The following is a 22,025-nucleotide window of genomic DNA, read 5'->3' as shown; positions in this document are numbered from 1 at the left end:
ATCGATATCTAAAAGATATGTCTACAAAGAAAAGTAAGTTATATACTAATGAAAGAGAAGTTTAAACGAGGTGTTTTCATGGGATTATCGAGAAAGGTAGCAAGTGCAAATTATATGAGAGAACAACAAGCAATCTTTGCTTGTCCTGTTTGCCATGAGAAAATGGAAGTGACTGACGAATGTGTAGTGACATGTGAAAATCATCATACATTTGATATCGCAAAACAAGGATATGTAAATTTTATGACGCACGCCGCTACATCCATGTACGGCAAAGATTTGTTTGAAGCACGAAAGCAAATTATAGGAAGCGGTCTTTATGCACCTTTACATCAAGCTATAGTAGAATTATTACTAACATTTAAACAAGATATCAAAGTTCTAGATACTGGTTGTGGTGAGGGTTCTCATTTAGCAAAGATTAAACAAAAGTTTGAAGGTGCAATAGGTCTGCAAATGGTCTCAGCAGGAATTGATATTGCAAAAGAAGGTATTATTACTGCTGGAAGAAACTATGAAGAGATGATTTGGTGTGTAGGAGATTTAGCAAAAAGCCCATTCCAAAAGTCTAGCTTTGATGTGATCTTAAATATTTTATCCCCAGCAAATTATAAGGAATTCCGACGGCTTTTAAGTCCCAATGGCTGTGTGGTAAAAGTAGTACCGCAAAGTGGATATCTTCACCAACTACGTGAATTGTTTTTTGCTGATTCAGATAAAGAGTCTTATTCAAACAATCATACAGTAGAACGATTTAAAGAAAACTTTAGTAACGTTACTGTGCAAAGAATTACTCAAACAGTCGCCATCAATGAAGAGCTTGTACCTATGTTATTGCACATGACGCCAATGGGGTGGCACCAAGTAGCTGATATTGATCAGACTAAAGTTAAAGAAATCACGATTGATTTAGATATACTAATTGGTAAAGTATAAATAAAAAGTCCACAAAAGAATTACGCTTTTGTGGGCTTTTTTCGTATGAGCTTTCTAATAAATATAAAGATTACTATAAATGTAATAGCACCCGAAGTATCTAACAAAACATCTTGAAAAGAGGCCGATCTACCTGAGGTGAAATATTGATGTGTTTCATCCATTATTGCAAATAGAAATGACATTAATATAGAAATAAGTATTCGTTGTTTGAAGTTGGATAGTGCTAGTAAAATGGCTATTCCGATTGCACCAAATGTAACGAAATGTGCTGCTTTTCGAATTAGAAATTCTAAAAAGTAATAGTAGCCTCTTGTTTCTACAGAGATTTCCATTCCATAATAATGAAAATGTAATTTTGATAGAAGTGGTTCAAGGGGTTCACTCGGAAAATGTGTTTCTAATGTCGGAACAATAGATTGTTGCTCATACGTTTGACTTGATGAGATAAAAATAACCAACAATAAAATGATTAAAGGAATAAATTTTTTCATAAATAAACCGTACCATACATACGCCAAGTTTTCATTGATTATTTAGTAAAAGTAAAGGTTCTATAAGTAAATCTTTCTAATAATTTAAGGGTAGAAAAAGGGTTATTCACCATGAGGTCGGGTCGTAACTCCATCAATCAGTAACTTTTGATAATGAAAGAAACATGTTATGCTTATACCGCACTTAAAAATAAAGGACGTGTTAAAATGCCAGGACGTAATGATCCATGTCCATGTGGTAGTGGTAAAAAGTATAAAAAATGCTGTGCCTTAAAAGAAGCAGTTACAGTTGAAGAGGTATATGCAGAAGAACTTGAACGGGTTTTACAGACATTCTATGATGTCTATCCGTTAAGAAAAGACTACAGAGCTTACGGTGAAGTTGCAGATAAATGGCAAAAGGCTGTCGGAGCATATTTAGTGGAAGATATGATTGAAGCAGTTGCAATGGATGCTTTCTTTTTCCATGAAAGAACCGATATTTGGACAGGCTATTTACAAAAGACAAAAAAAGAAACTGTAAGACCATCGACATTAGCAGTACTTAATACTTGGGATCATCCAACAATGATGGTTGCTAAAGTTATTGATGTAGAAGAAAAGTATATGGTTGTTCAAAATATTTTAACTGAAGAAGTAGTTCACTTACGTCGTGAAGGTGATAAACCGATTCCTGTTGATGTTCATGTATTTTGCTTTAAATTACCAGATGGTTCAAACGAAGAAAACCATTACTTAGCTGTTTCTAGCATGATTTTCTTCCCGAAAGATCATCATGAAGTATTTGAAAAACTTGCTACTGAATATAAAGGCCAACATCAATTTGATGAAGAAGGATTCTGGAAAGAACATTCTTTAAGCTTTTGGAAGGACCTTGGGGAGCATGGATTTGAAGGCGGAGAATTTACTGATTTTGAAGCTGATGTATTCTTAAAAATTCTAGAATTTTTGGAATCCCATGATCGAAATCCAAAAGAAGTATTAGATATTGTAGAAGATTATGTTGTGGAGAAACAACCGAAAGCACGTAAGGCAGTTGCAATTGCAGCTGGTGCTATTCGATTTGGAGGAGAAGTGGGGCTATTTGAACCTGTAGAAATCACAGTCAAAGATTTAGCGGAACAATTCGGCGTTTCCACTTCTTCATTGAATAAGTATTACAATGAATTAAAAGAATATTACGCAGAGAAAAAAACTTTTTAAGACATAGCTTGCCTTAGAAATGGTGGTCTTGATTTGATCACTGCAGGAACTATATAGCTGATATTTTTACAAAGAGAAGAGGCCGCCCCGTAAGTTTTTACTTATGGGGCAGCCTCTTTCTTAATTATTCTCATCGTTCACGAGATTTCGTTTGCTTATTTTAAGTTAGCTGTCATTTGTCAGCAAATTTATTATCGTTGTTATAATCTCGAAATGGCGGACTAATTTGAATATGTCTTCCACTTCTTTTTACAGAAAGAATATTTAGAATTTTTAGTACAATAATGTTAAAATAAAACAACTTAGAACTTCCAATATGAAGGGGTAATTTAGATGGCCAAACATAACGTACAAGGCAAATATTTTCCGTTATATGAATATCTTTTACAACAGGAAGAGAAACATGTTGTACTCACATTTGAAGAAATAGAAGAAATCATACATGCAAAATTGCCCAAATCTGCATACAAATATCAAGCTTGGTGGGGAAATACTAAAAGCGGCACGTATGTTCAAGCAGCTGCATGGATTGAAGCTGGTTTTCGTGTAGATACTATACAGTATGGTCGGTGTATTGAGTTTGTAAAAGTATCAAAGGAAATCTTAACAAAAAAGAAGAATAGGATAATTAGAGAGGCATTGATTTCTAAAACAATTCCTACGAAAGATACACCATATAGGGAGAGTGAATCTCTTCGTAATATTATGGAGAAATTGAATAGTGCTCAACAATTCTTTGAAGAAAATAGGTATCGGCATTTTTCTGATGAATCATTATTATCTCAATTCGAAGTGTTATGTGAATGTCGACGAATTTTTGGAAAAGTTGATCAAGCTATTAACTACATGGCCATACAATTGATGCAGCAATACTTAATAGAAAAGCACTTATTAAAATTAGTTCATTCACAGATTAAAAAACAGGACGAATTTACTTTTATATTTGAAGAACAAGCACCGAATGGAGAAGAAGTTGCTGCTATTTTAAATACTACTCCAGAAACTTTATCTTCCGAATTTAATCCGAGTCAGCGAAGTATATTCTTTCAGGATTGTCGGTTACTAAGCAAGACTAAAGCAACAAGGCGATATTATTTTGTGACAGATGAATACGTTTATAATATTATAGAAAAAAAGTACAAACAATTTCTTGAATCTATTCAACTTATATTATTGCCGAAAGTGATTGATGATAAATACTCACTTCACGCTTGGTGAATATTGAAGATTCAAACAATAAGGGATAAGATTAGTTTAAAAGTTCTAAAGGAAAGAGGTGCATAACATTGTTTAAAAGGTTACCACTTTATTTGATTTTGATAGCAATTGGTTCACTTTGTATTACTTTTGGGGTAACAAAGGATATACCACTTAATATACAGTGGATATTACTAATTGGAGGTACTTTATTAAATATTATAAGCTTATTTGCACTGATGATCTTTCTTGCAAAAACAGATAGTAAAGTAACCAAATCCAAATTTAAATAAGATAATTCCCTTAAATGGATTTGTGATTTTACCCACGCACAGTAGACATAATCAAAGAATTATAGCTATGTTCCTTTAGTAAATTTCATGTATTTTTCTACATAAACAATAATCGTTGCTCGAAATCCTATTAGTATTTCTTAACTAACTTAAAATGTTTGAAAAAACAAATTATTTTTTAACAAATTTTGTACAATTGGTACACATTTTGAAAAATTAGATTACAATATAAATTAAGGGAAATAGAGAATAGATTCATATATGAATCATCTATCATTTTTTAATTTAAGTAAGATACATTTTACATGTATAGGTTAAGCAAGAATATATAGAACAGGATGGTTTCATATATTCTTGAGAGTTAGGAGTAAGAAAGTGTATAAATTTGTAGGTTTATTTGTTGTAAAGTTTTTAGGTTTATTTAATAAGGTAAAGGTTTATAATAAGCGTTATTTGCCAGCAGAGGGTGGCTATGTAATTGCTTGTACACACACTGGATGGATTGATATTTTGAATCTTGGTGTTTCTATTTACCCGAAACCAATTCATTTTATGGCTAAGAAACAGCTCTTTGATCATAAACTACTTGGGTGGTTTATAACAAAGATGAATGCTTTTCCAGTAGATCGTGAAAATCCTGGCCCCAGTGTTTTAAAAGTACCTATGAAGTTGATAAAAGAAGGAAAAGTCGTAGGAATTTTCCCGAGTGGTACAAGAAATGCAGAAGGCGCGTCTTTGAAACAAGGCGCTGTTACAATTTCTCAACTTTCAAAAGCGCCTATTATCCCAGCAGCTTATATTGGACCCAATTCACCAAAAGAGGTTTTTGTACGTAAAAAAGGATATTTAATCTATGGGGAACCTTTTTATGTTACAGCAAGAGGGAGAGAAGGTAGGGAAGAATTTACACATTACTTGGAGGAGCAACTAGTTACTTTAAAAGAGCAGCTAGAAGAAAAAATTTCACAACAAGAACATTAATTCTTTCGTATCTGTTGTATCTTAGGGCAATATTACTTTCTTCTAAGTTCAATGATTTATTTTATAAAGTAACGAAATAAAAGAATACTGTAGAACACAATTTCTTTTAAGGGGTGGTTAGATGGTTTCTGTAGATTTATTTGAACGGGAAGATGATAATGTTGAAAGGGAGAAAACTCCTTTGGAAGTGATGGCGGAAAAGCGTAGTCAAATCATCTTTAAACAGCGCATGTCAGTGGGATTAACACAATCAGAATTGGCGGAACGTGCGAATGTCACACAAAAAACTGTAAGCCGAATTGAACGTGGAGACAGTAAAGTGAGAGAAACTACTCTACAGAAGGTGTATGAGGTTTTGGGTATTACAGAGAAGCATTTAGAAACTCTGAAAGAACAGCCGAATACATAGCAGGCGTGATCTTCTTCAAGAGGATGTCTATTTAAAGCATATTAAGCTAAATAGACATCTTTTTTTGTTGATTTGAAACACGTTACAACCAATTATTAGATACATAAAAGTCTAGCTATTAGCTTATGAAAGCACAGTTTTATTTAATTTTATCAATATTCGATGACAGAACTCCAATAAGGGTGGCATAATATTGATAGCTATATAAAAAATTGAAGCCACAAATTAAAGGGTGAAATAAAATGGAAAAAAGAAGTCTCAGTAAAGAAGTTTTATCATGGATATGGCCAATTCTAATTGCGGTCGTTATTGCGGTTTTATGTAGACAATATTTGTTCTCACCGGTAACTGTTAAGGGTGAATCAATGGAGCCTACATACGAAAATAATAATAAAATTATTATTAGTAAGACAAGTCATATTGATCGTTTTGACATAATCGTTTTTGAATCTCCTGTAGAGGATGATCATTATATTAAACGCGTTATAGGTCTACCGGGTGATACGATTAAAGTAAAAAATGATAAGCTATATATTAATGGAAAAAAATATAGTGAACCTTACTTGAAAAAAGGTATTCAAGAGTATCAAGATATGGGGGATCATTTTACAGAGGATTTCACATTAAAAGAAGTGACTGGTGAATCTAAAGTTCCAAAGGATACTTATTTTGTCTTGGGGGATAATCGTCAAAATAGTAGTGATAGTCGTGAATACGGATTTATCAAAAAATCATCAGTAACAGGCGAAGTCAAATTTCAATTTTATCCATTTAAATTTAATGATAAATAATGTTTTTAGAGGAGCTTAATTATGCAAATAGGTGTGTTATTTGTTTGTTTAGGAAACATTTGTAGGTCACCAATGGCTGAAGCAATATTTCGTAATCTTGTAAATGAACGTGGGATAGAAGAGCGATTTATTATCGATTCGGCAGGTACAGGTGATTGGCATATAGGAGAAGGGCCACACCAAGGAACAGTCAAAAAACTTGCTGAGCATAATATTTCTACTCAAGGGATGTATAGTCGGCAACTAAAACGAAATGATTATGATCGATTTGATTATATCGTTTGTATGGATGAAAGCAATATTCAAAATGCATTACCAATGCTAGGGCAAAAGGATAGTTTAAAGGTTTTTCGCTTGCTCGATTTGTTAGATGTTCCTAAAGATGTACCGGACCCATATTTTACAGGGGATTTTGAAGAGACCTATCAGCTATGCTTAAAGGGCTGTAAAGCATTATTGCAGAAAATTGAAGAAGATAATAATATGGAGCATTAATAGAAAGTTAGAAGTAAAGTAGACTGTAGAAGACATTATTGTATTTTTTAATTGATTAATAGTAAGAATTAGAATTACTTTTAGTACAATATACTCTTACCTATGACAGTTTTCTCTTTTTACAAATATACAAATTATTTTTATTATAGTGTATAATACAACAGTAAATTAATGTCCTAAACTATATGGGTGTTTACCCATTCTTAATTTATATATATATTATATTGAAAGAGAGTGAATCCAATGGGACGTAAATGGAATAATATTAAAGAGAAAAAAGCTGCAAAAGACCAAGGAACAGCACGTATCTATGCGAAATTTGGCCGAGAAATTTATGTAGCTGCAAAACAAGGTGAACCAGATCCAGAATCTAATGGAGCATTAAAAGTTGTTTTAGAACGTGCTAAAACATACAGTGTACCAAAGCATATTATTGATCGCGCTATTGAAAAAGCAAAAGGCGGCGGCGAAGAAAACTACGATAACCTACGTTATGAAGGTTTCGGTCCTAATGGTTCAATGATTATTGTTGACGCTTTATCTAATAATGTAAACCGTACAGCAGCAGATGTACGCGCTACTTTTGGTAAAAACGGCGGTAACATGGGTGTCAGTGGCTCTGTAGCATATATGTTCGATGCAACAGCAGTTTTTGCTTTAGAAGGTAAATCTGCAGATGATATTCTAGAAATTCTAATCGAAGCTGATGTAGATGTTCGCGACGTTTTCGAAGAAGGCGATTCAACAATTATTTATGCTGAACCTGATCAATTCAATGCGGTTCAAGAAGCATTAAAAGCACAAGGTATTACTGAATTTGGTGTTGCAGAGTTAACAATGCTACCACAAACTGAAGTTCAACTAGAAGGCGAAGATCTTGAAAAATTTGAAAGACTTATTGACCTTTTAGATGATTTAGAAGATGTTCAACAAGTTTATCACAATGTTGAAATGTAATACGTATCATAATTTATAGATATTAAAATCCAGTGGTTTTGTCCACTGGATTTTTTTAGGCTAATTTTCAGAAAAATATTGAAAATTTTAAGTAAGTAGATGGAAATATCCAGTACTAATAACTTATACTATTGATAAGTTAGCTTTTAGGAATTGTTCGAAAGGATTAAACTTAAAGAAGTAATAAGTTATTATTGAGATAAAATAGCTTGATCTGTAATTGTATCTATTAAAAAGAAGGTGACATTGAGGTGAGGAAGAAGCTTATGGTAATCTTACTGATTTTTTGTATACCTATCTTATTCTTTTGGACTATCACAACCTTATGGTTAATAGATGGAGAAAAACCAAAAGCAAATGGAAAGTACAAATATGTTATCGTTCTTGGAGCGAAAGTGAAAAGGGGAGCCATTCCTTCAAAAGCATTGGCATTTCGTTTAAATGCGGCATTAGATTATGCTAAGCAATATCCGGACATCCAAATTATTGTTTCAGGTGGTCAAGGGCCGGACGAAGATGCGACTGAAGCTTCCGTTATGAAACAATATTTAATCGATCGAGGTTTTCCTGAATCTCAAATTATCGTGGAGGATCAATCTACGTCTACTTATGAGAACTTACTAAATTCAAAGGAAATTGTTGGGGATGAATTGAAGGGGTTAACAATTGTATCGAGCGATTATCATTTAGCTCGTGCCAAAATGCTCTCTAAGGAACTGCATATAAAATGTGATGTTATTTCGGCGAAAACACCTAAGAGTATTGAAAACAAAGTGAGATTTCGAGAACGTTTCGCGCTTTTAAAATCTTTCGTAACAGGAAAATAGAAACTATGTTTAGTACAGATTCTAGATTAATAATTAGAGCATTTCGATAAATATAAAAATGCGCCTCCTGAGAATCCTCAGAGGCGCATTTTTTGTGGCATTATTTAGCAAGAAATTCAGTTATTTGATCACGATATTTAGAAATAGATGATGCGGATACTCCAAAGTATGCTGCAACATCTTTGACTTTGGTTAAACCACCTTCAGAAATGGCGCTATTTGCTTGTCCAGCTAGAACAGCACCTGCAGCAACTGTTTCTGCTTTTTTCGCTTTAATAGCTGTATTTTCTAAGAAACTTGTAAGAGATTCTAAGAATTCAGCTGCATCAAGTTTATACTCATTTACATATTTGTTAACAAATTCTAGTACTTCTGTAGTAAATGGAGCCATTTCAGTTGAAGTTTCTTTGGTTGCTGCAACTTCATCCTTAACGTCTTTTGTAGGATCTGTTGGTTTTTCGTTTACTTTAGAATTAGATTCGTTTTTGTCTTCTAAAAATGTTTTGTATAAATCCATTGAATCGGCATAACCATTTTGAAGTTTTAGACGTAAAGCTTCTACGATGTTATCCTTTTCATTTGGCAAGAAAACTACACTACTTGTTGCAGTTAGTCCATTTTCACCTTTACGTGCATCTGGCATGAAAATACCAAACAACCATTTACCTGAGAACGTTTTAGCAGGTGTTCCGTTCATTACATAGCTTTTATTTGTCACAATATCTGTAATAGCTATTACTTCAGGACTTTGGGAGTCGACTCTAGCAAGCATAAAGACAGGTTGTAACCATGATTGTAATATGTCTTTTACTTGTTGGCGCATTTGTTTAGTTATTTGTTTATTTATATAATTTTGCCAAAGCTCTGGGTGATCAATGTAAATATATGTTTCCATTGCTATTGTATCAAGTAATTTATCTGTAAATGCATGATGCAAAGTGTTTTGCCAAAGATGATTTCTCTTTTCTAATTCATGATAATTTGCAGAATGGAAAGTTTCCTTGACAAATCCTTCTACAATACGATCGATTTCTTCACTAACAATCGTAGTGATATCGCCTAGCGCATTTTTACCATGACACTTTTTGTATTTTTTGCCACTGCCACATGGACAAGGATCGTTACGACCTACCAATGTAAAGCACCTCTCTTTAAAAATTGGGCATAAAATTAGGTTAGCACAATTTCGTGAAAAAAATAAGTGTTTTCATTATACTATTTTGAAATAAGGGGTTATTTCCAAAAAATAGCGCATATTTCACATCATCAGTTGCATTTTATCAGAATATAATAAATAATTAACCTAATACTTCGAACTTCGAAAAATATAAGAAAAGGGGAATGACTTTGGTTACTTTCAAAGATTATGAATACAAACGTCCGAATCTTGAAGAAGGGAAAAAATACTTCTACGAGCTTTTAAAGGAGTTTAATAGTTCAAAGTCAGTTGACGAACAAAGTAAAGTTATTGAAAAAATTAATGCCTTTCGTAATGATTTTTCAACTCAATATAACTTAGTATATATTCGTGCTTCTATAGATACTAACGATGAATTCTATCAACAAGAACGAGATTTTTTAGATGAAAAAACGCCTGAAATGGAAGAACTGACAACAGAGTATTATAAAGCGCTCTTAGCTTCTCCTTTCCGCAATGAATTAGAAGATAAGTGGGGTGCTCAATTATTTGATTTAGCTGAAAATCAAATTAAAGGTTTTGCACCTGAAATTATGGAACTCATGCAAAAGGAAAATAAACTAAGCTCTGAATACTCTAAACTTGTAGCTTCGGCTCAAATTTCTTTTGATGGCAAAGAGTTAACGTTAGCACAATTAGGACCTTACACAGAGTCTACAAATCGAGATGTACGTAAGGCTGCAACAGAAGCTCGTTTTGGCTTCTTTAAAGAACATGAGGAAGACTTCGACCGTATTTATGATGAACTAGTTAAAGTGCGTCATCAAATGGCTCTTAAACTAGGTTTTAAAAACTACGTAGAACTCGGCTATGTATTGATGAATCGCATTGATTATAATGCAGAAATGGTGAAAAATTATCGAGATCAAATCCGAGATGTTGTAGTACCATATGCGACACAATTACGCGAAAGACAAGCAAAACGAATTGGTGTAGATCAACTAAAATTCCATGATGAAGGTCTAAAATTCTTAAGTGGTAATGCCATACCAAAGGGAACACCTGAGTGGATTGTTCAAAACGGCAAGAAAATGTATGAGGAATTATCTCCTGAAACAGCAGAATTCTTTAACTTTATGATTGATAGAGATCTTATGGACTTGGTTGCAAAGAAAGGGAAAGAAGGCGGTGGTTACTGTACATTTATCGAAGATTATCAGTCACCATTTATCTTCTCAAACTTTAACGGAACATCAGGTGATATTGATGTATTAACACATGAAGCAGGCCACGCATTCCAGGTATATACTAGTCGTAATATTGGCATTCCAGAATATATTTGGCCAACATACGAATCTTGTGAAATCCATTCAATGAGTATGGAATTTTTCACATGGCCTTGGATGAAACTATTCTTTAAAGAAGATACAGAAAAATATAAATTCTCTCATTTAAGTGAAGCCTTATTATTTTTACCATATGGTGTAGCGGTAGATGAATTCCAGCATGTAGTTTATGAAAATCCAGAAATGACACCCCAAGAGCGTAAAGAAGCTTGGAAGAAAATCGAACAGACCTATTTACCACATCGTGACTATGATGGTATTGATTATTTAGAAGGCGGCGGGTTCTGGCAACGTCAAGCACATATTTATAATAGTCCGTTTTATTATATTGACTATACATTAGCTCAAGTATGTGCATTCCAATTCTGGAAGAAATCTCGTGAAAATCACGAAGAAGCGTGGAAGGATTATATCCACCTATGTCAATTAGGCGGTAAAATGTCATTTACAAAACTAGTAGCTGAAGCAAAGCTTGAATCACCATTCAACGAAGGATGCGTAGAAACTGTTATGGAAGCAATTAAAGAATATTTAGATGCAGTACAAGATGATAAACTATAAAAAATTTTCAAACAATTCATTGACATCCATACTAATTAGCTATACATTAATAGTTGAAATATGAAAAGCGATGATGAGAAGAAGTAAATTGATTGTATTTCTTAAAAGAGAGCTTCGGTAGCTGAAAAGAAGTAGGAGTTGATCAATTGAAAGATGGCCTCTGAGCTCTGTTTCTGAACTTGCAATAAGCAATAGTAGGATACAGCGGGATTTGATACCCGTTACCTATATCACAGTCTAGAAGCTATTTTGCATTCTGTACTGATGGAGGCTACTTATGTGAGTAAGTGGCAAATAAAAGGTGGTAACACGAGTATACAACTCGTCCTTAACAATCAAAATGATTGAGGGGACGAGTTTTTATTTTTATTGGGAATGATCAGCTCGTTTACTTCTAATGTTCCTATGTAGATATATTTTCAATAAGGAGATGTTTCAAATGGGAAAAGGGTTACTTGTATTACAATCAGATTTTGGTATTAGTGATGGTGCGGTTAGTGCGATGTATGGTGTATCACATTGTGTAGATCCTGATATTAAAATATATGATATTACACATCAAATTCCACAATTTAATATTTGGGAAGGAAGCTATCGTTTGCTACAAACAGTGCAATATTGGCCAGAAGGAACTGTATTTGTGTCTGTAGTGGATCCAGGGGTTGGTTCAGACCGTAAAGCAGTTGTTGTAAAAACAGTGAATGATCAATTTATTGTAACACCTGATAATGGGACATTAACTCATATAAAGCGTTACTATGGCATTGCAGAAATTCGTGAGATCGATGAAACGATTAACCGTCTACCGAATTCAGGTGAATCTCATACGTTTCATGGCCGTGATATCTTTGCCTATACGGGAGCACGCTTAGCTGCAGGAATTATTTCATTTGAAGAAGTAGGCCCAGCCCTTAAAGTTTCAGCTATTGTAGAACTGAATATTAAAGAATCTACGATAGAAGATGACATTATTACTGGATTTATCGATATTGTGGATAAACCTTTCGGAAATTTATGGACAAATATTCGTCGTAGTCTGTTTAAACGATTAGCAAAAAAATATGGAGATACCTTTGAGGTAACGATTAGTACGGATAATCGCAAAATTTATCAAAGTATTATGACGTATGGCCATTCCTTCGCAGATTTACGTGTGGGTGAGCCACTATTATATATTAATTCATTGGATAATGTAGGGATTGCGATTAACCAAGGCTCTTTTGCAGATGCCTACCATGTTGGGACGGGTACGAATTGGGTAGTTTCTATTCGCAAGGCGCCGAAGATTATATATGCATAATCTAGTCAAATTGGGGAGTATAGTTTTATATGTAAGATGGAATCTGCTATAAGGTAGATTCTTTTTTTATGGATGTTGTTATTTCCTGTTTTTTAGAGTATAGCGTATACTTAAACTATGAGAATAACAATTCGGTAATATTATGAATGAGGTGCAAATAATTGACAAAAAAACTATGGTTTCAAGCAGGCGTAGGTATACTTCTAGGTTTGTTAATCTTGAAGTATTTTCTTGAAATTAAATCTCTCTTTTATCCAATTGTAGTTATTTTGAGTGCTATATTTATCCCGTTATTAGCGGGTGGAATATTATACTATGTAACAGAGCCAATTCAACGCTTTTTAGAAAAGAGAAAATTTCCACGTTGGGCAAGTATACTATCTATCATAGTACTACTATGTGTTGTAGTTTATGGGTTTATAGCTATTGTTGTACCGCCGATTAATACTCAGATTAATAATTTAGTGAAAGCAACGCCAACATTGGCTAACGAACTTTCAGATATGGTCGATTATGTCTTGAAAAACCGTGAAAACCTTCCAGAACAACTAAATGACACGATAGACAATTTAACAAATTCAATTCAAGGTTACGCAGTATTTACAAGTAAATTTTTAGTGCAATTTATTTCAAGTATTGTTTCAGGAGCATTTGTTTTAATACTAGTTCCATTTTTCTTTATCTACATGCTAAAGGACCACGAAAAGTTTGCTCCAACAATTTATAATATATTCACTGGATCAAGACGTGCATGGATTAAGAAAACTTTATCAGAAATTGATGATGTTTTACGAAATTATATTCAAGGTCAATTATTGATAAGTTTCATCTTGGCAGTTATTATTTTCATCGGCTATAAAATTATTGGACTAGAATATGCATTACTGTTAGCTCTCTTTGCCTTCTTTATGAATATGGTACCGTTCATTGGACCATGGATTGCGTTGGTTCCTGCAGTAATAGTAGGTCTTATACATGACCCTATGCAAGCTGTTTGGGTATGTGTAGTCACACTAGTTGCACAACAAATTGATAGTAACTTTATTACACCAAATGTAATGGGGAAAACTCTTGATATACATCCACTAACTGTTATTACGATTATTTTAGCTGCAGGTAATATTGCTGGGTTTGTAGGTATTCTATTAGGAGTTCCATTATATGCTGTAGGTAAAGTTGTTGTAAAAAATGTCTATCAACATTGGAAAGAGATTCGTACTACTGCAACTAAAAATGTGTAGGTGAAATTAGTGGAGACAGAGATTTTAAAAACCTTTGATGAAAATCATAAACAAACTGGTGTTGCCACAAGAGCGGAAATACATGCGAATGGATTATGGCATGAGACATTCCATTGTTGGCTAATTAGTCAGGTGAACGGGGAGTATTATTTGTACTTTCAGTTAAGAAGTGCAGATAAAAAAGACTATCCTTCGCTTTTTGATATTACAGCTGCAGGTCATTTATTGGCAACAGAAAGTCCTGAGGACGGTATTAGAGAATTGAGAGAAGAACTGGGCTTATCATTGTTAAAAGAGGATTTAGAGAAAATTGCCGTTATACCATGTATTATTGAGAAGCCTCTAATGATTGATCGAGAATTTTCTCATGTATTCTTGGCCATTCAAAAAGGAGCATTCACTGATTTTCATCTTCAAGTAGAGGAAGTTGCAGGTATAGTATGTTCAAAGCTTATGGATGTTGTGCAATTTATTGAAGGAGATCTACCATTGCTTCCCCTAACTGGATTTAAGATTCTTGAAAATGGAGAAAAGGTAAATTTCACGCTAGATGCTAAGCCAAGCGATTTTGTTCGTTATAATAACAAATATATGACGTTATTAACAACAATATTAAAGAAAAGGTTTTTATAAGTATTTTTATGTTGAAATGACGAAGAATAATAACGAAATGAGTTGAGAGATTTGAATATCAACTCATTTCGTTCTTTTAGTCTTAGAGGATTGAGTGACAAAAAATGCTATACTAATAAAGACTGTCAAAGACAAAGGAGATCACTATGTTAACATTTGAACAAAAACAACAAATCATTGAAAGTTTTCCTGAACTAACACGTAAAGAAATTTCAATGAATCGTTTAAACTACCATTTTGAAGGTAGTCAATATGATAAGAAAATTGTAGTTGAAAAACTACATCCTAATGGCAATGGCTTCGTTTATGTTGGAGATTTACTTCGCTATAAGGCAGATGAAAAGGGACTAGTCAATATTCGTGACTTCTCTGAACAAGAATTGCGCGAAGTAATTGAAGATTCTATTATGTATTTATCAGAAGTAGATGAACCCGTTGAAGAAGTGAAAATTGAACAAATATGGCGCAATCGTACAGGTGATCAATTACTACTTGTTAATGATGAGCCTTTCTGGAATATCTATCATGGATTTAACTTAGAAGAAAGCTTTGGTACACGCTCAGATGCTGAAGAGTATCTATTGGCGGAAGGATTTAAACCTTCTAACAAATAGTTTGGACTCTGAAAGGAAGAGGTGGATCTAGATGTCAGGTAAAAGAATGGCACTAATCGTTGTTGGTATTGTCCTTATTTGTTTGCTACTTGTTTATATTTCGATATCAGCTTTTTATAAAAATAACCCTCATCAACCAAACCAACAATCATTAGGTTTTTCAACAGAAGTGACACAAGGAACTTTATCAAGAACAATATTTATACATTAAAATCCCCGTATTAAAGAAACTCACTTCAATTTGTGAAGTGAGTTTTTATGTTAATCTGACTAAATTAAATACCATATAATAAATTGATCATATAAAAAAACTGTTAGAATTCTAACAGTTTTTCAGGTTGCAAATTATAAAAATAACTTAAATATAGAGAAAATGGCGGCACCAGCTAATGCAGATATAGGTAATGTAATCACCCAAGTGATAACGATACTCCGTGCAACACCCCAGTGTACCCCTTTAGCATTTTGTGCAGCACCAACACCCATGATAGATGAAGAAATAACATGAGTTGTAGAAACTGGAAGATGTATTTGTGTAGCACCAAAAATAATAAGTGCAGAAGACAAATCAGCTGCGACACCATTAACAGGACGGATTTTCATAATCTTACCGCCAACTGTTTTAATAATTTTATATCCACCAATCGAAGTACCAAGACCCATTGCAACAGCACATGCAATACGAACCCATAAAGGTACACCATCACTGCCACTTAAAAATCCTGCAGAAATTAAAGCCATAGTAATAATCCCCATAGACTTTTGGGCATCATTTGTACCATGTGTAAATGCTTGAAGTGCGGCTGTAGCAATTTGTACTCGTCGGAAGCTTTTGTTGGTACGATATAAATTTAAGTTTTTAAATAGTAATTTAAATAAAGACATCATCAAATATCCGACAATAATTGCGATAAATGGTGAAAAGATTAAGGCTTTGATGATTTTAAGAAAGCCGTTATAGTTTATAGCAGAGAAACCTGCAGCAGCAATGGCAGCACCAGCTAGAGAACCGATAATTGCGTGTGATGAACTTGAAGGTATACCGAAGTACCAAGTGATCAAGTTCCATATAATTGCTGATATTAATGCAGCTAATATTATGAATGAACCATTCGTAAGTGAAAATGGATCAACAATATCTTTTGCCAATGCTTTAGCGACGCCTGTAAATGTAACGGCACCGATGAAGTTCATTGATGCAGCCAAAACTACAGCAACACGAGGCGAAAGCGCACGGGTAGAAACTGCAGTAGCAATAGCATTTGCAGTATCATGGAAACCGTTTATGAAGTCGAATAGTAATGCGAATATTACTACTAGAACAGTTACGATTATTAAAGTATTCATGTGTTTCTACAGCTCCTATGCATTACGCATTATAATAGTGTCCATTGAATTGGCGACATTTTGACAGTAGTCAGCCACTTCTTCTAGTTGTTCATAAATATCTTTAAATTGAATAATGCGGATAGGGTCTTTTTCATGTAAGAACAATTGTTTAATTGAAGTACGTAATACTTCATCGCATTTACGTTCGTAATCCTTAATGAGAATGGCATGTTCGCGCATGTTGATTAATTTTTTATTCGTTAAATGTTCCATCGCAGTTGCGATTTCATCTGTACTTAACACAATATATTTTAAGAAATCTCTCATATAATCATCTACTTCTGTAAGTGAGAACATTTCAAAGTGAGCAATACAACCTTCAACACCATCCAAAATATCATCCATTCGTACAGCTAATTCCAAAATATCTTCACGTTCGATTGGCGTCATAAATGATTTATTCAGCATTTGGATTAATTCGTGGATTAACGAATCTCCATCTGTTTCATATTTTTTAAGTGTTACGCTAAGCTCTTTCAAATCTGCAACGCCTGTTATTTTAAAATCATCAGCATAATGAGCTGCTTCATTTACATTTTTAGCAACTTTCAAAAGCGCAGTAAAGAAAGGGTCTTCTTTTTTTGAGCTAAACATATAAAGCCTCCTAATTTGTCTATAAATCATTACTATCTTATTTTTGAACGCAACTATAATCATAACAAATTGTACGAGAAACCAATACAATAATCCTGTGAATTTTTTTAAAATTTACATTCCCGTAACATTTGAAAATCACGCTTGTAATAATTAGAAAAATTTGAAACTTTCCGCTGTATTCAAACGTATAACATATAGAAAGAAAGGAACAAATTCACAGAAAAGGGGGTGAAGATGATTGAGCTGAATTTATGGTCTATTGAACAATGGTATCTGTACTCATTATTATTCTTAGCAATTTGTATGATTTTATATCTTTTTTTTGGTGACATTGCTGATGGGATTGGAGAAGGAATTCCATTTTTTAATCCGACAGTTATTCTAGCTTTTTTAACCTTCTTCTCTGCAACTGGTTTTATTATTGAAACATTTACTTCCTTGAACAGTTACGTTATCGCCATTATTTCTGCCATTTTTTCAATCGTACTAGATATCCTGATGTATTATTTCATCCTCGTTCCTTTGAAATCAGCTGAAGTATCGATGGCGTATACGGAAGAATCCTTGGGTGGTCAAGTAGGAAAGGTGATTGTACCTATTCCCATCGATGGTTTTGGTGAAGTGGTTGTTGAGACAGTTAACGGCATTATATCTAAACGTGCAACAAGTTATGATCATGTTTCAATACCATATGATTCAAAGGTACTCATAGTAGAAGTGAAAGAAGGAACGTTATATGTCAGAGAGTATGAACCATTATTTTAATGGCTTACTTATATAAAAATAGGGGGAATTATTATGTCATTTTTAGCATCACCGATTTTAATTGTTGGGATAATTGTAGTGGTTATTTTATTAGCTATAATCGGAGTGTATGTAACAAAATATCGAACTGCAGGTCCCGATGAAGCACTTATTGTGACAGGGAGTTATTTAGGGTCTAAAAACGTACATACGGATGAAGGTGGAAACCGTATTAAAATTATCCGTGGTGGTGGTACGTTTGTTTTACCAGTATTTCAACAAGCTGAACCTCTTAGTTTACTATCCAGTAAACTAGAAGTAACAACACCTGAAGTTTATACAGAACAAGGTGTACCGGTGATGGCTGATGGGATTGCCATTATTAAAATAGGTGGTTCAATTTCAGAAATTGCAACAGCAGCAGAACAGTTTTTAGGTAAACCGAAAGAAGACCGTGAAAACGAAGCAAAAGAAGTACTTGAAGGTCACTTACGTTCGATTCTTGGGTCTATGACAGTTGAAGAAATTTACAAAAATCGCGATAAATTCTCACAAGAAGTCCAACGCGTTGCTTCTCAAGATTTAGCGAAAATGGGCCTTACAATCGTATCCTTTACGATAAAAGATGTTAGAGATAAAAACGGTTACTTAGATTCACTTGGGAAACCAAGAATAGCTCAGGTTAGACGTGATGCGGATATTGCAACAGCAGATGCAGAAAAGGAAACTCGTATTAAACGTGCAGAAGCGGATAAAGAAGCACAAAAGGCAGAACTTGAACGTGCAACTGAGATTGCAGAAGCTGAAAAAGAAAATCAACTAAAAGTAGCAGAGTTTCGTCGTGAACAAGATATTGCAAAAGCCCGTGCTGACCAAGCATACGAGCTTGAAACTGCTCGTGCAAAACAAGAAGTAACAGAACAAGAAATGCAAATTCAAATCATTGAACGTCAAAAGCAAATTGAATTGGAAGAAAAAGAAATTTTACGTCGTGAAAAGCAATATGACTCAGAGGTAAAGAAAAAAGCAGATGCAGATCGTTATGCTATCGAACAAAATGCTGCAGCTGAAAAGATGAAACAATTAACACAAGCCGATGCAGAAAAATATCGCATCGAAGCGAAAGCAAAGGCAGAAGCTGAAAAAATCCGTTTGGACGGTTTGGCAAAAGCTGATTCAGAACGTGCACAAGGGGAATCTGAAGCTGAAATTATCCGTCTGAAAGGTCTTGCAGAAGCAGAGGCAAAACGTAAAATTGCAGAAGCTTTCGAGCAATTTGGTCAAGCAGCTGTTTTAGATATGATTATCCGTATGATGCCTGAATATGCAAAACAAGTAGCTAGCCCATTAGCGAACATCGATAAGATTACAGTAGTTGATACAGGTGGTGGAGAAGGTGGAGGCGCCAATAAGGTAACAGGATATGCAACTGACTTAATGGCCACTTTACAAGAAACACTAAAAGCATCATCAGGTATTGATATGAAGGAATTGTTAGAGAATTATTCTGGTAAATATACAATACGTCCAAGTATCGAGCGATTAGCGGATAATGTAAAACAACAAGACGATGCATCAGCTGCAACAACTATTGAAGGTGAATAGATTAATATGCCCGAGCAGACCAATGGTGGTTTGCCGGGCAATTTTTTGTGGAAGATTGTCTTCTATTTGTCATTATATATAATACCCTCCTAAGGTATAATGAAGAAAAAAGGTATTTAAAGGAGTTTTAAATTGAAGAAAAAATGGTTATCGGTGTTATTAGCAGGCACGATGCTTTTAGCAGCCTGCGGAAACAATTCAGGAGAATCGTCAAAGGAAGATCATAATGACCATCATCAAACAAAGACAACTGAAACAACGGAGCATACTAATCATGCAAATCATCAACACAAACTAGCGAATGGTGATCTTCAAGAAGAAACAAAATCAGCAGAAATCTTACCTAGCTTTTTAGAAAATCAAACTGAAGACTTAAAACTTGTATATAAAGCTGCTGGACAAGCTACCGAGATTTTAAAATGGATGCCATGTTATTGTGGATGTGCAGAAAGTGCTAATCATAAAAGTAATTTAAATTGCTTTATAAAAGAGGTAAAAGACAATGGTGCTGTTGTTTGGGATGATCATGGAACACGTTGTATTGTTTGTGTAGAAATTGCGATTAAATCCATTAAACAGGCACAAGAAGGTGCCTCACTTAAAGAGATACGCAAACAAATTGATCAGGATTATAAAGAAGGATATTCAACACCAACACCAACTCCTATGCCATCATAGTACTTCTTAGAATAGGGGTTAAATGTAAAGTAATTAGAATTTTTACTTTTTCAAAAGGTTTTTACTATAATTTAATACAGAATTGCAGACAATTAGAGGGGAAAACGCTATCATATTGTTAGAGTGAGAACAAAACTCGTAGCAAAAGAAATGGAGATGAATGTCTTGGAATACCGTATTGAACATGACTCTATGGGAGAAGTTAAAGTACCAGCAGACAGCAAATGGGGTGCTCAAACACAACGAAGTAAACAAAACTTCCGCATCGGTTCTGACCATATGCCAATCGATTTTATCCACGGCTATGCAATCCTTAAAAAATCCGTAGCAAAAGTATGTGTTGAACTTGGTACTCTATCTGAAATCAAATATGAAGCAATCGCTCATGCTGCTGATGAAATCGTAGCAGGTAAATGGGATGATCAATTCCCATTAGTGATTTATCAAACAGGTTCAGGTACTCAAACAAACATGAACGTTAACGAAGTAATCGCTCATCTTGGTAATGAATACTTAGAAGCAAAAGGTTCTGAAGAACGCCTTCATCCAAATGACGACGTTAACAAATCTCAAAGTTCAAATGACTCATTCCCAACAGCTATGCACATCGCTACTTCTATCGCTGTTGAGAAAAATTTAATCCCAGCTTTAGAGCAAATTAAAGCAACATTAAAAGCTAAATCTGAAGAATTTATGCACTTGATCAAAATTGGTCGTACGCACTTACAAGATGCTACTCCAATAACACTTGGCCAAGAAATTAGTGGTTGGTTATACATGATCGAGTCTTCTGAAAAAATGATCAAAGAAGCAGCATTAAACATGCGCGAACTTGCTATCGGTGGTACTGCAGTAGGTACTGGTCTTAACACTCCAGATGGCTTCGATGAAAAGGTTGTTGCTGAAATTTCAAAAGAAACAGGCTTAGATTTCGTACCATCACCAAACAAATTCCATGCATTAACATCACACGATCAAATCGCTACTACTCATGGTGCGATGAAAGCATTAGCAGCTGATTTGATGAAAATCGCAAACGATGTTCGTTGGTTAGCTTCAGGTCCACGTTCTGGATTTGGTGAAATCTCAATTCCAGAAAACGAACCAGGTTCATCTATCATGCCAGGTAAAGTAAACCCTACTCAATGTGAAGCTGTTACAATGGTAGCTGTACAAGTTATGGGTAACGATGTAACAATCGGCTTTGCTGCATCACAAGGTAACTTTGAATTGAACGTGTTCAAACCAATTATCCTTCACAATTTCATGCAATCAGTTGAATTATTATCTGATGTAATCCGTAGCTTTGATGAACACTGCTTAGTGGGTATTACTGCAAACAAAGATAAACTTGAACACTTCTTAAACAACTCACTAATGTTAGTTACAGCTCTTAACCCATACATCGGTTATGAAAATGCTGCTAAAATCGCAAAACATGCTCATAAAAACGGCTTAACTTTAAAAGCTGCAGCACTTGAAACTGGTCTTCTAACAGAAGAACAATTCAACGAATGGGTTGTCCCAAGTAAAATGATTAAATTCTAAAAATTAGTCTTTAATATTTTAAATAAAAAAACGCCTGAGTATATAAAT

Annotated in this window: 23 protein-coding genes and 1 other annotated feature; of the genes, 19 read left to right on the top strand and 4 right to left on the bottom strand. The window is 34.2% G+C overall.

The window, feature by feature from the left end; genetic code table 11:
* The first annotated feature begins 78 nt into the window (after nucleotides 1–78).
* Nucleotides 79–936, top strand: a complete 858-nt coding sequence (locus Q0977_RS05080) for a putative RNA methyltransferase (protein ID WP_299511113.1) — start codon at nucleotides 79–81, stop codon at nucleotides 934–936.
* A gap of 20 nt (nucleotides 937–956) precedes the next feature.
* Here Q0977_RS05080 and Q0977_RS05075 read toward each other — a convergent pair whose 3' ends face one another.
* The gene (locus tag Q0977_RS05075; protein WP_299511110.1) at nucleotides 957–1,430 is read right to left on the bottom strand and encodes a VanZ family protein; all 474 of its coding nucleotides are present in this window, start codon (nucleotides 1,428–1,430) and stop codon (nucleotides 957–959) included.
* 207 nt (nucleotides 1,431–1,637) lie between these two features.
* On the opposite strand from Q0977_RS05075, the gene Q0977_RS05070 reads away from it, so the two are divergent.
* The 8 genes from Q0977_RS05070 to Q0977_RS05035 all read left to right on the top strand — a co-directional run bounded on the left by Q0977_RS05070 (nucleotide 1,638) and on the right by Q0977_RS05035 (nucleotide 8,583).
* Complete coding sequence (locus Q0977_RS05070; protein WP_119416149.1) at nucleotides 1,638–2,633, top strand: SEC-C metal-binding domain-containing protein; 996 nt, start codon at nucleotides 1,638–1,640, stop codon at nucleotides 2,631–2,633.
* 333 nt (nucleotides 2,634–2,966) lie between these two features.
* A complete protein-coding gene (locus Q0977_RS05065) occupies nucleotides 2,967–3,851 on the top strand; it encodes a hypothetical protein (protein ID WP_299511106.1) in 885 nt (294 codons plus the stop codon).
* Nucleotides 3,852–4,498: 647 nt separating this feature from the next.
* Nucleotides 4,499–5,104 carry a 1-acyl-sn-glycerol-3-phosphate acyltransferase gene (locus tag Q0977_RS05060; protein WP_119416130.1) on the top strand — a complete coding sequence of 202 codons (606 nt, stop codon included), beginning with the start codon at nucleotides 4,499–4,501 and terminating at the stop codon, nucleotides 5,102–5,104.
* A 121-nt stretch (nucleotides 5,105–5,225) separates the two neighbouring features.
* Nucleotides 5,226–5,513 (top strand): helix-turn-helix domain-containing protein, encoded by a 288-nt coding sequence (locus Q0977_RS05055; protein WP_119416131.1) that lies wholly within the window; start codon nucleotides 5,226–5,228, stop codon nucleotides 5,511–5,513.
* 242 nt (nucleotides 5,514–5,755) lie between these two features.
* A complete protein-coding gene (gene lepB / locus Q0977_RS05050; RefSeq protein WP_119416132.1) occupies nucleotides 5,756–6,304 on the top strand; it encodes a signal peptidase I in 549 nt (182 codons plus the stop codon).
* 21 nt (nucleotides 6,305–6,325) lie between these two features.
* Nucleotides 6,326–6,799, top strand: coding sequence for a low molecular weight protein-tyrosine-phosphatase (locus Q0977_RS05045; RefSeq protein ID WP_299511100.1), 474 nt, complete (start codon nucleotides 6,326–6,328; stop codon nucleotides 6,797–6,799).
* 243 nt (nucleotides 6,800–7,042) lie between these two features.
* Nucleotides 7,043–7,756, top strand: coding sequence for a YebC/PmpR family DNA-binding transcriptional regulator (locus Q0977_RS05040; RefSeq protein WP_119416134.1), 714 nt, complete (start codon nucleotides 7,043–7,045; stop codon nucleotides 7,754–7,756).
* Between the two features lie 251 nt (nucleotides 7,757–8,007).
* Nucleotides 8,008–8,583 carry a YdcF family protein gene (locus Q0977_RS05035; protein WP_233548087.1) on the top strand — a complete coding sequence of 192 codons (576 nt, stop codon included), beginning with the start codon at nucleotides 8,008–8,010 and terminating at the stop codon, nucleotides 8,581–8,583.
* A 100-nt stretch (nucleotides 8,584–8,683) separates the two neighbouring features.
* On the opposite strand, the gene Q0977_RS05030 is transcribed toward Q0977_RS05035, so the two are convergent.
* A complete protein-coding gene (locus Q0977_RS05030; RefSeq protein ID WP_299511098.1) occupies nucleotides 8,684–9,718 on the bottom strand; it encodes a YecA family protein in 1,035 nt (344 codons plus the stop codon).
* 212 nt (nucleotides 9,719–9,930) lie between these two features.
* Between Q0977_RS05030 and Q0977_RS05025 the strand changes: the two genes are divergently transcribed.
* From Q0977_RS05025 to Q0977_RS05000, 6 genes are all read left to right on the top strand, one after another.
* Entirely contained in the window at nucleotides 9,931–11,628 is a 1,698-nt protein-coding gene (locus Q0977_RS05025; protein WP_299511097.1) for a M3 family oligoendopeptidase, read from the top strand.
* Between the two features lie 61 nt (nucleotides 11,629–11,689).
* Nucleotides 11,690–11,961, top strand: a binding site (T-box leader).
* Nucleotides 11,962–12,067: 106 nt separating this feature from the next.
* The gene (locus Q0977_RS05020) at nucleotides 12,068–12,928 is read left to right on the top strand and encodes an S-adenosyl-l-methionine hydroxide adenosyltransferase family protein (protein WP_299511095.1); all 861 of its coding nucleotides are present in this window, start codon (nucleotides 12,068–12,070) and stop codon (nucleotides 12,926–12,928) included.
* Nucleotides 12,929–13,089: 161 nt separating this feature from the next.
* Nucleotides 13,090–14,169: an AI-2E family transporter gene (locus tag Q0977_RS05015; protein WP_119416139.1), complete on the top strand. Its 1,080-nt coding sequence runs from the start codon at nucleotides 13,090–13,092 to the stop codon at nucleotides 14,167–14,169.
* 9 nt (nucleotides 14,170–14,178) lie between these two features.
* On the top strand, nucleotides 14,179–14,802 hold the full coding sequence (locus tag Q0977_RS05010; RefSeq protein ID WP_164489596.1) for an NUDIX domain-containing protein: 624 nt from the start codon (nucleotides 14,179–14,181) through the stop codon (nucleotides 14,800–14,802).
* A 146-nt stretch (nucleotides 14,803–14,948) separates the two neighbouring features.
* Nucleotides 14,949–15,416 (top strand): hypothetical protein, encoded by a 468-nt coding sequence (locus Q0977_RS05005; RefSeq protein ID WP_119416141.1) that lies wholly within the window; start codon nucleotides 14,949–14,951, stop codon nucleotides 15,414–15,416.
* Nucleotides 15,417–15,447: 31 nt separating this feature from the next.
* Nucleotides 15,448–15,627: a hypothetical protein gene (locus tag Q0977_RS05000; protein WP_119416142.1), complete on the top strand. Its 180-nt coding sequence runs from the start codon at nucleotides 15,448–15,450 to the stop codon at nucleotides 15,625–15,627.
* A 134-nt stretch (nucleotides 15,628–15,761) separates the two neighbouring features.
* Here the strand turns inward: Q0977_RS05000 and Q0977_RS04995 are convergent, their stop codons facing one another.
* Both Q0977_RS04995 and Q0977_RS04990 read right to left on the bottom strand, forming a co-directional pair.
* Complete coding sequence (locus Q0977_RS04995; protein ID WP_119416143.1) at nucleotides 15,762–16,763, bottom strand: inorganic phosphate transporter; 1,002 nt, start codon at nucleotides 16,761–16,763, stop codon at nucleotides 15,762–15,764.
* Between the two features lie 15 nt (nucleotides 16,764–16,778).
* Nucleotides 16,779–17,399, bottom strand: a complete 621-nt coding sequence (locus Q0977_RS04990) for a DUF47 domain-containing protein (protein WP_119416144.1) — start codon at nucleotides 17,397–17,399, stop codon at nucleotides 16,779–16,781.
* 240 nt (nucleotides 17,400–17,639) lie between these two features.
* On the opposite strand from Q0977_RS04990, the gene Q0977_RS04985 reads away from it, so the two are divergent.
* The 4 genes from Q0977_RS04985 to fumC all read left to right on the top strand — a co-directional run bounded on the left by Q0977_RS04985 (nucleotide 17,640) and on the right by fumC (nucleotide 21,977).
* Nucleotides 17,640–18,167, top strand: coding sequence for a hypothetical protein (locus Q0977_RS04985; RefSeq protein WP_164489598.1), 528 nt, complete (start codon nucleotides 17,640–17,642; stop codon nucleotides 18,165–18,167).
* A gap of 33 nt (nucleotides 18,168–18,200) precedes the next feature.
* On the top strand, nucleotides 18,201–19,751 hold the full coding sequence (locus Q0977_RS04980) for a flotillin family protein (protein ID WP_119416145.1): 1,551 nt from the start codon (nucleotides 18,201–18,203) through the stop codon (nucleotides 19,749–19,751).
* Between the two features lie 132 nt (nucleotides 19,752–19,883).
* Nucleotides 19,884–20,429 (top strand): PCYCGC domain-containing protein, encoded by a 546-nt coding sequence (locus tag Q0977_RS04975; RefSeq protein ID WP_233548088.1) that lies wholly within the window; start codon nucleotides 19,884–19,886, stop codon nucleotides 20,427–20,429.
* 165 nt (nucleotides 20,430–20,594) lie between these two features.
* Nucleotides 20,595–21,977, top strand: coding sequence for a class II fumarate hydratase (gene fumC, locus Q0977_RS04970; protein WP_119416152.1), 1,383 nt, complete (start codon nucleotides 20,595–20,597; stop codon nucleotides 21,975–21,977).
* The last annotated feature ends 48 nt before the right edge of the window (nucleotides 21,978–22,025 follow it).

The sequence above is a fragment of the uncultured Rummeliibacillus sp. genome (assembly GCF_934216135.1).
Taxonomy (GTDB): Bacteria; Bacillota; Bacilli; order Bacillales_A; family Planococcaceae; genus Rummeliibacillus.
Note: the sequence above shows the minus strand (reverse complement) of the source record. Positions and strands in the feature narration are given on the sequence as shown.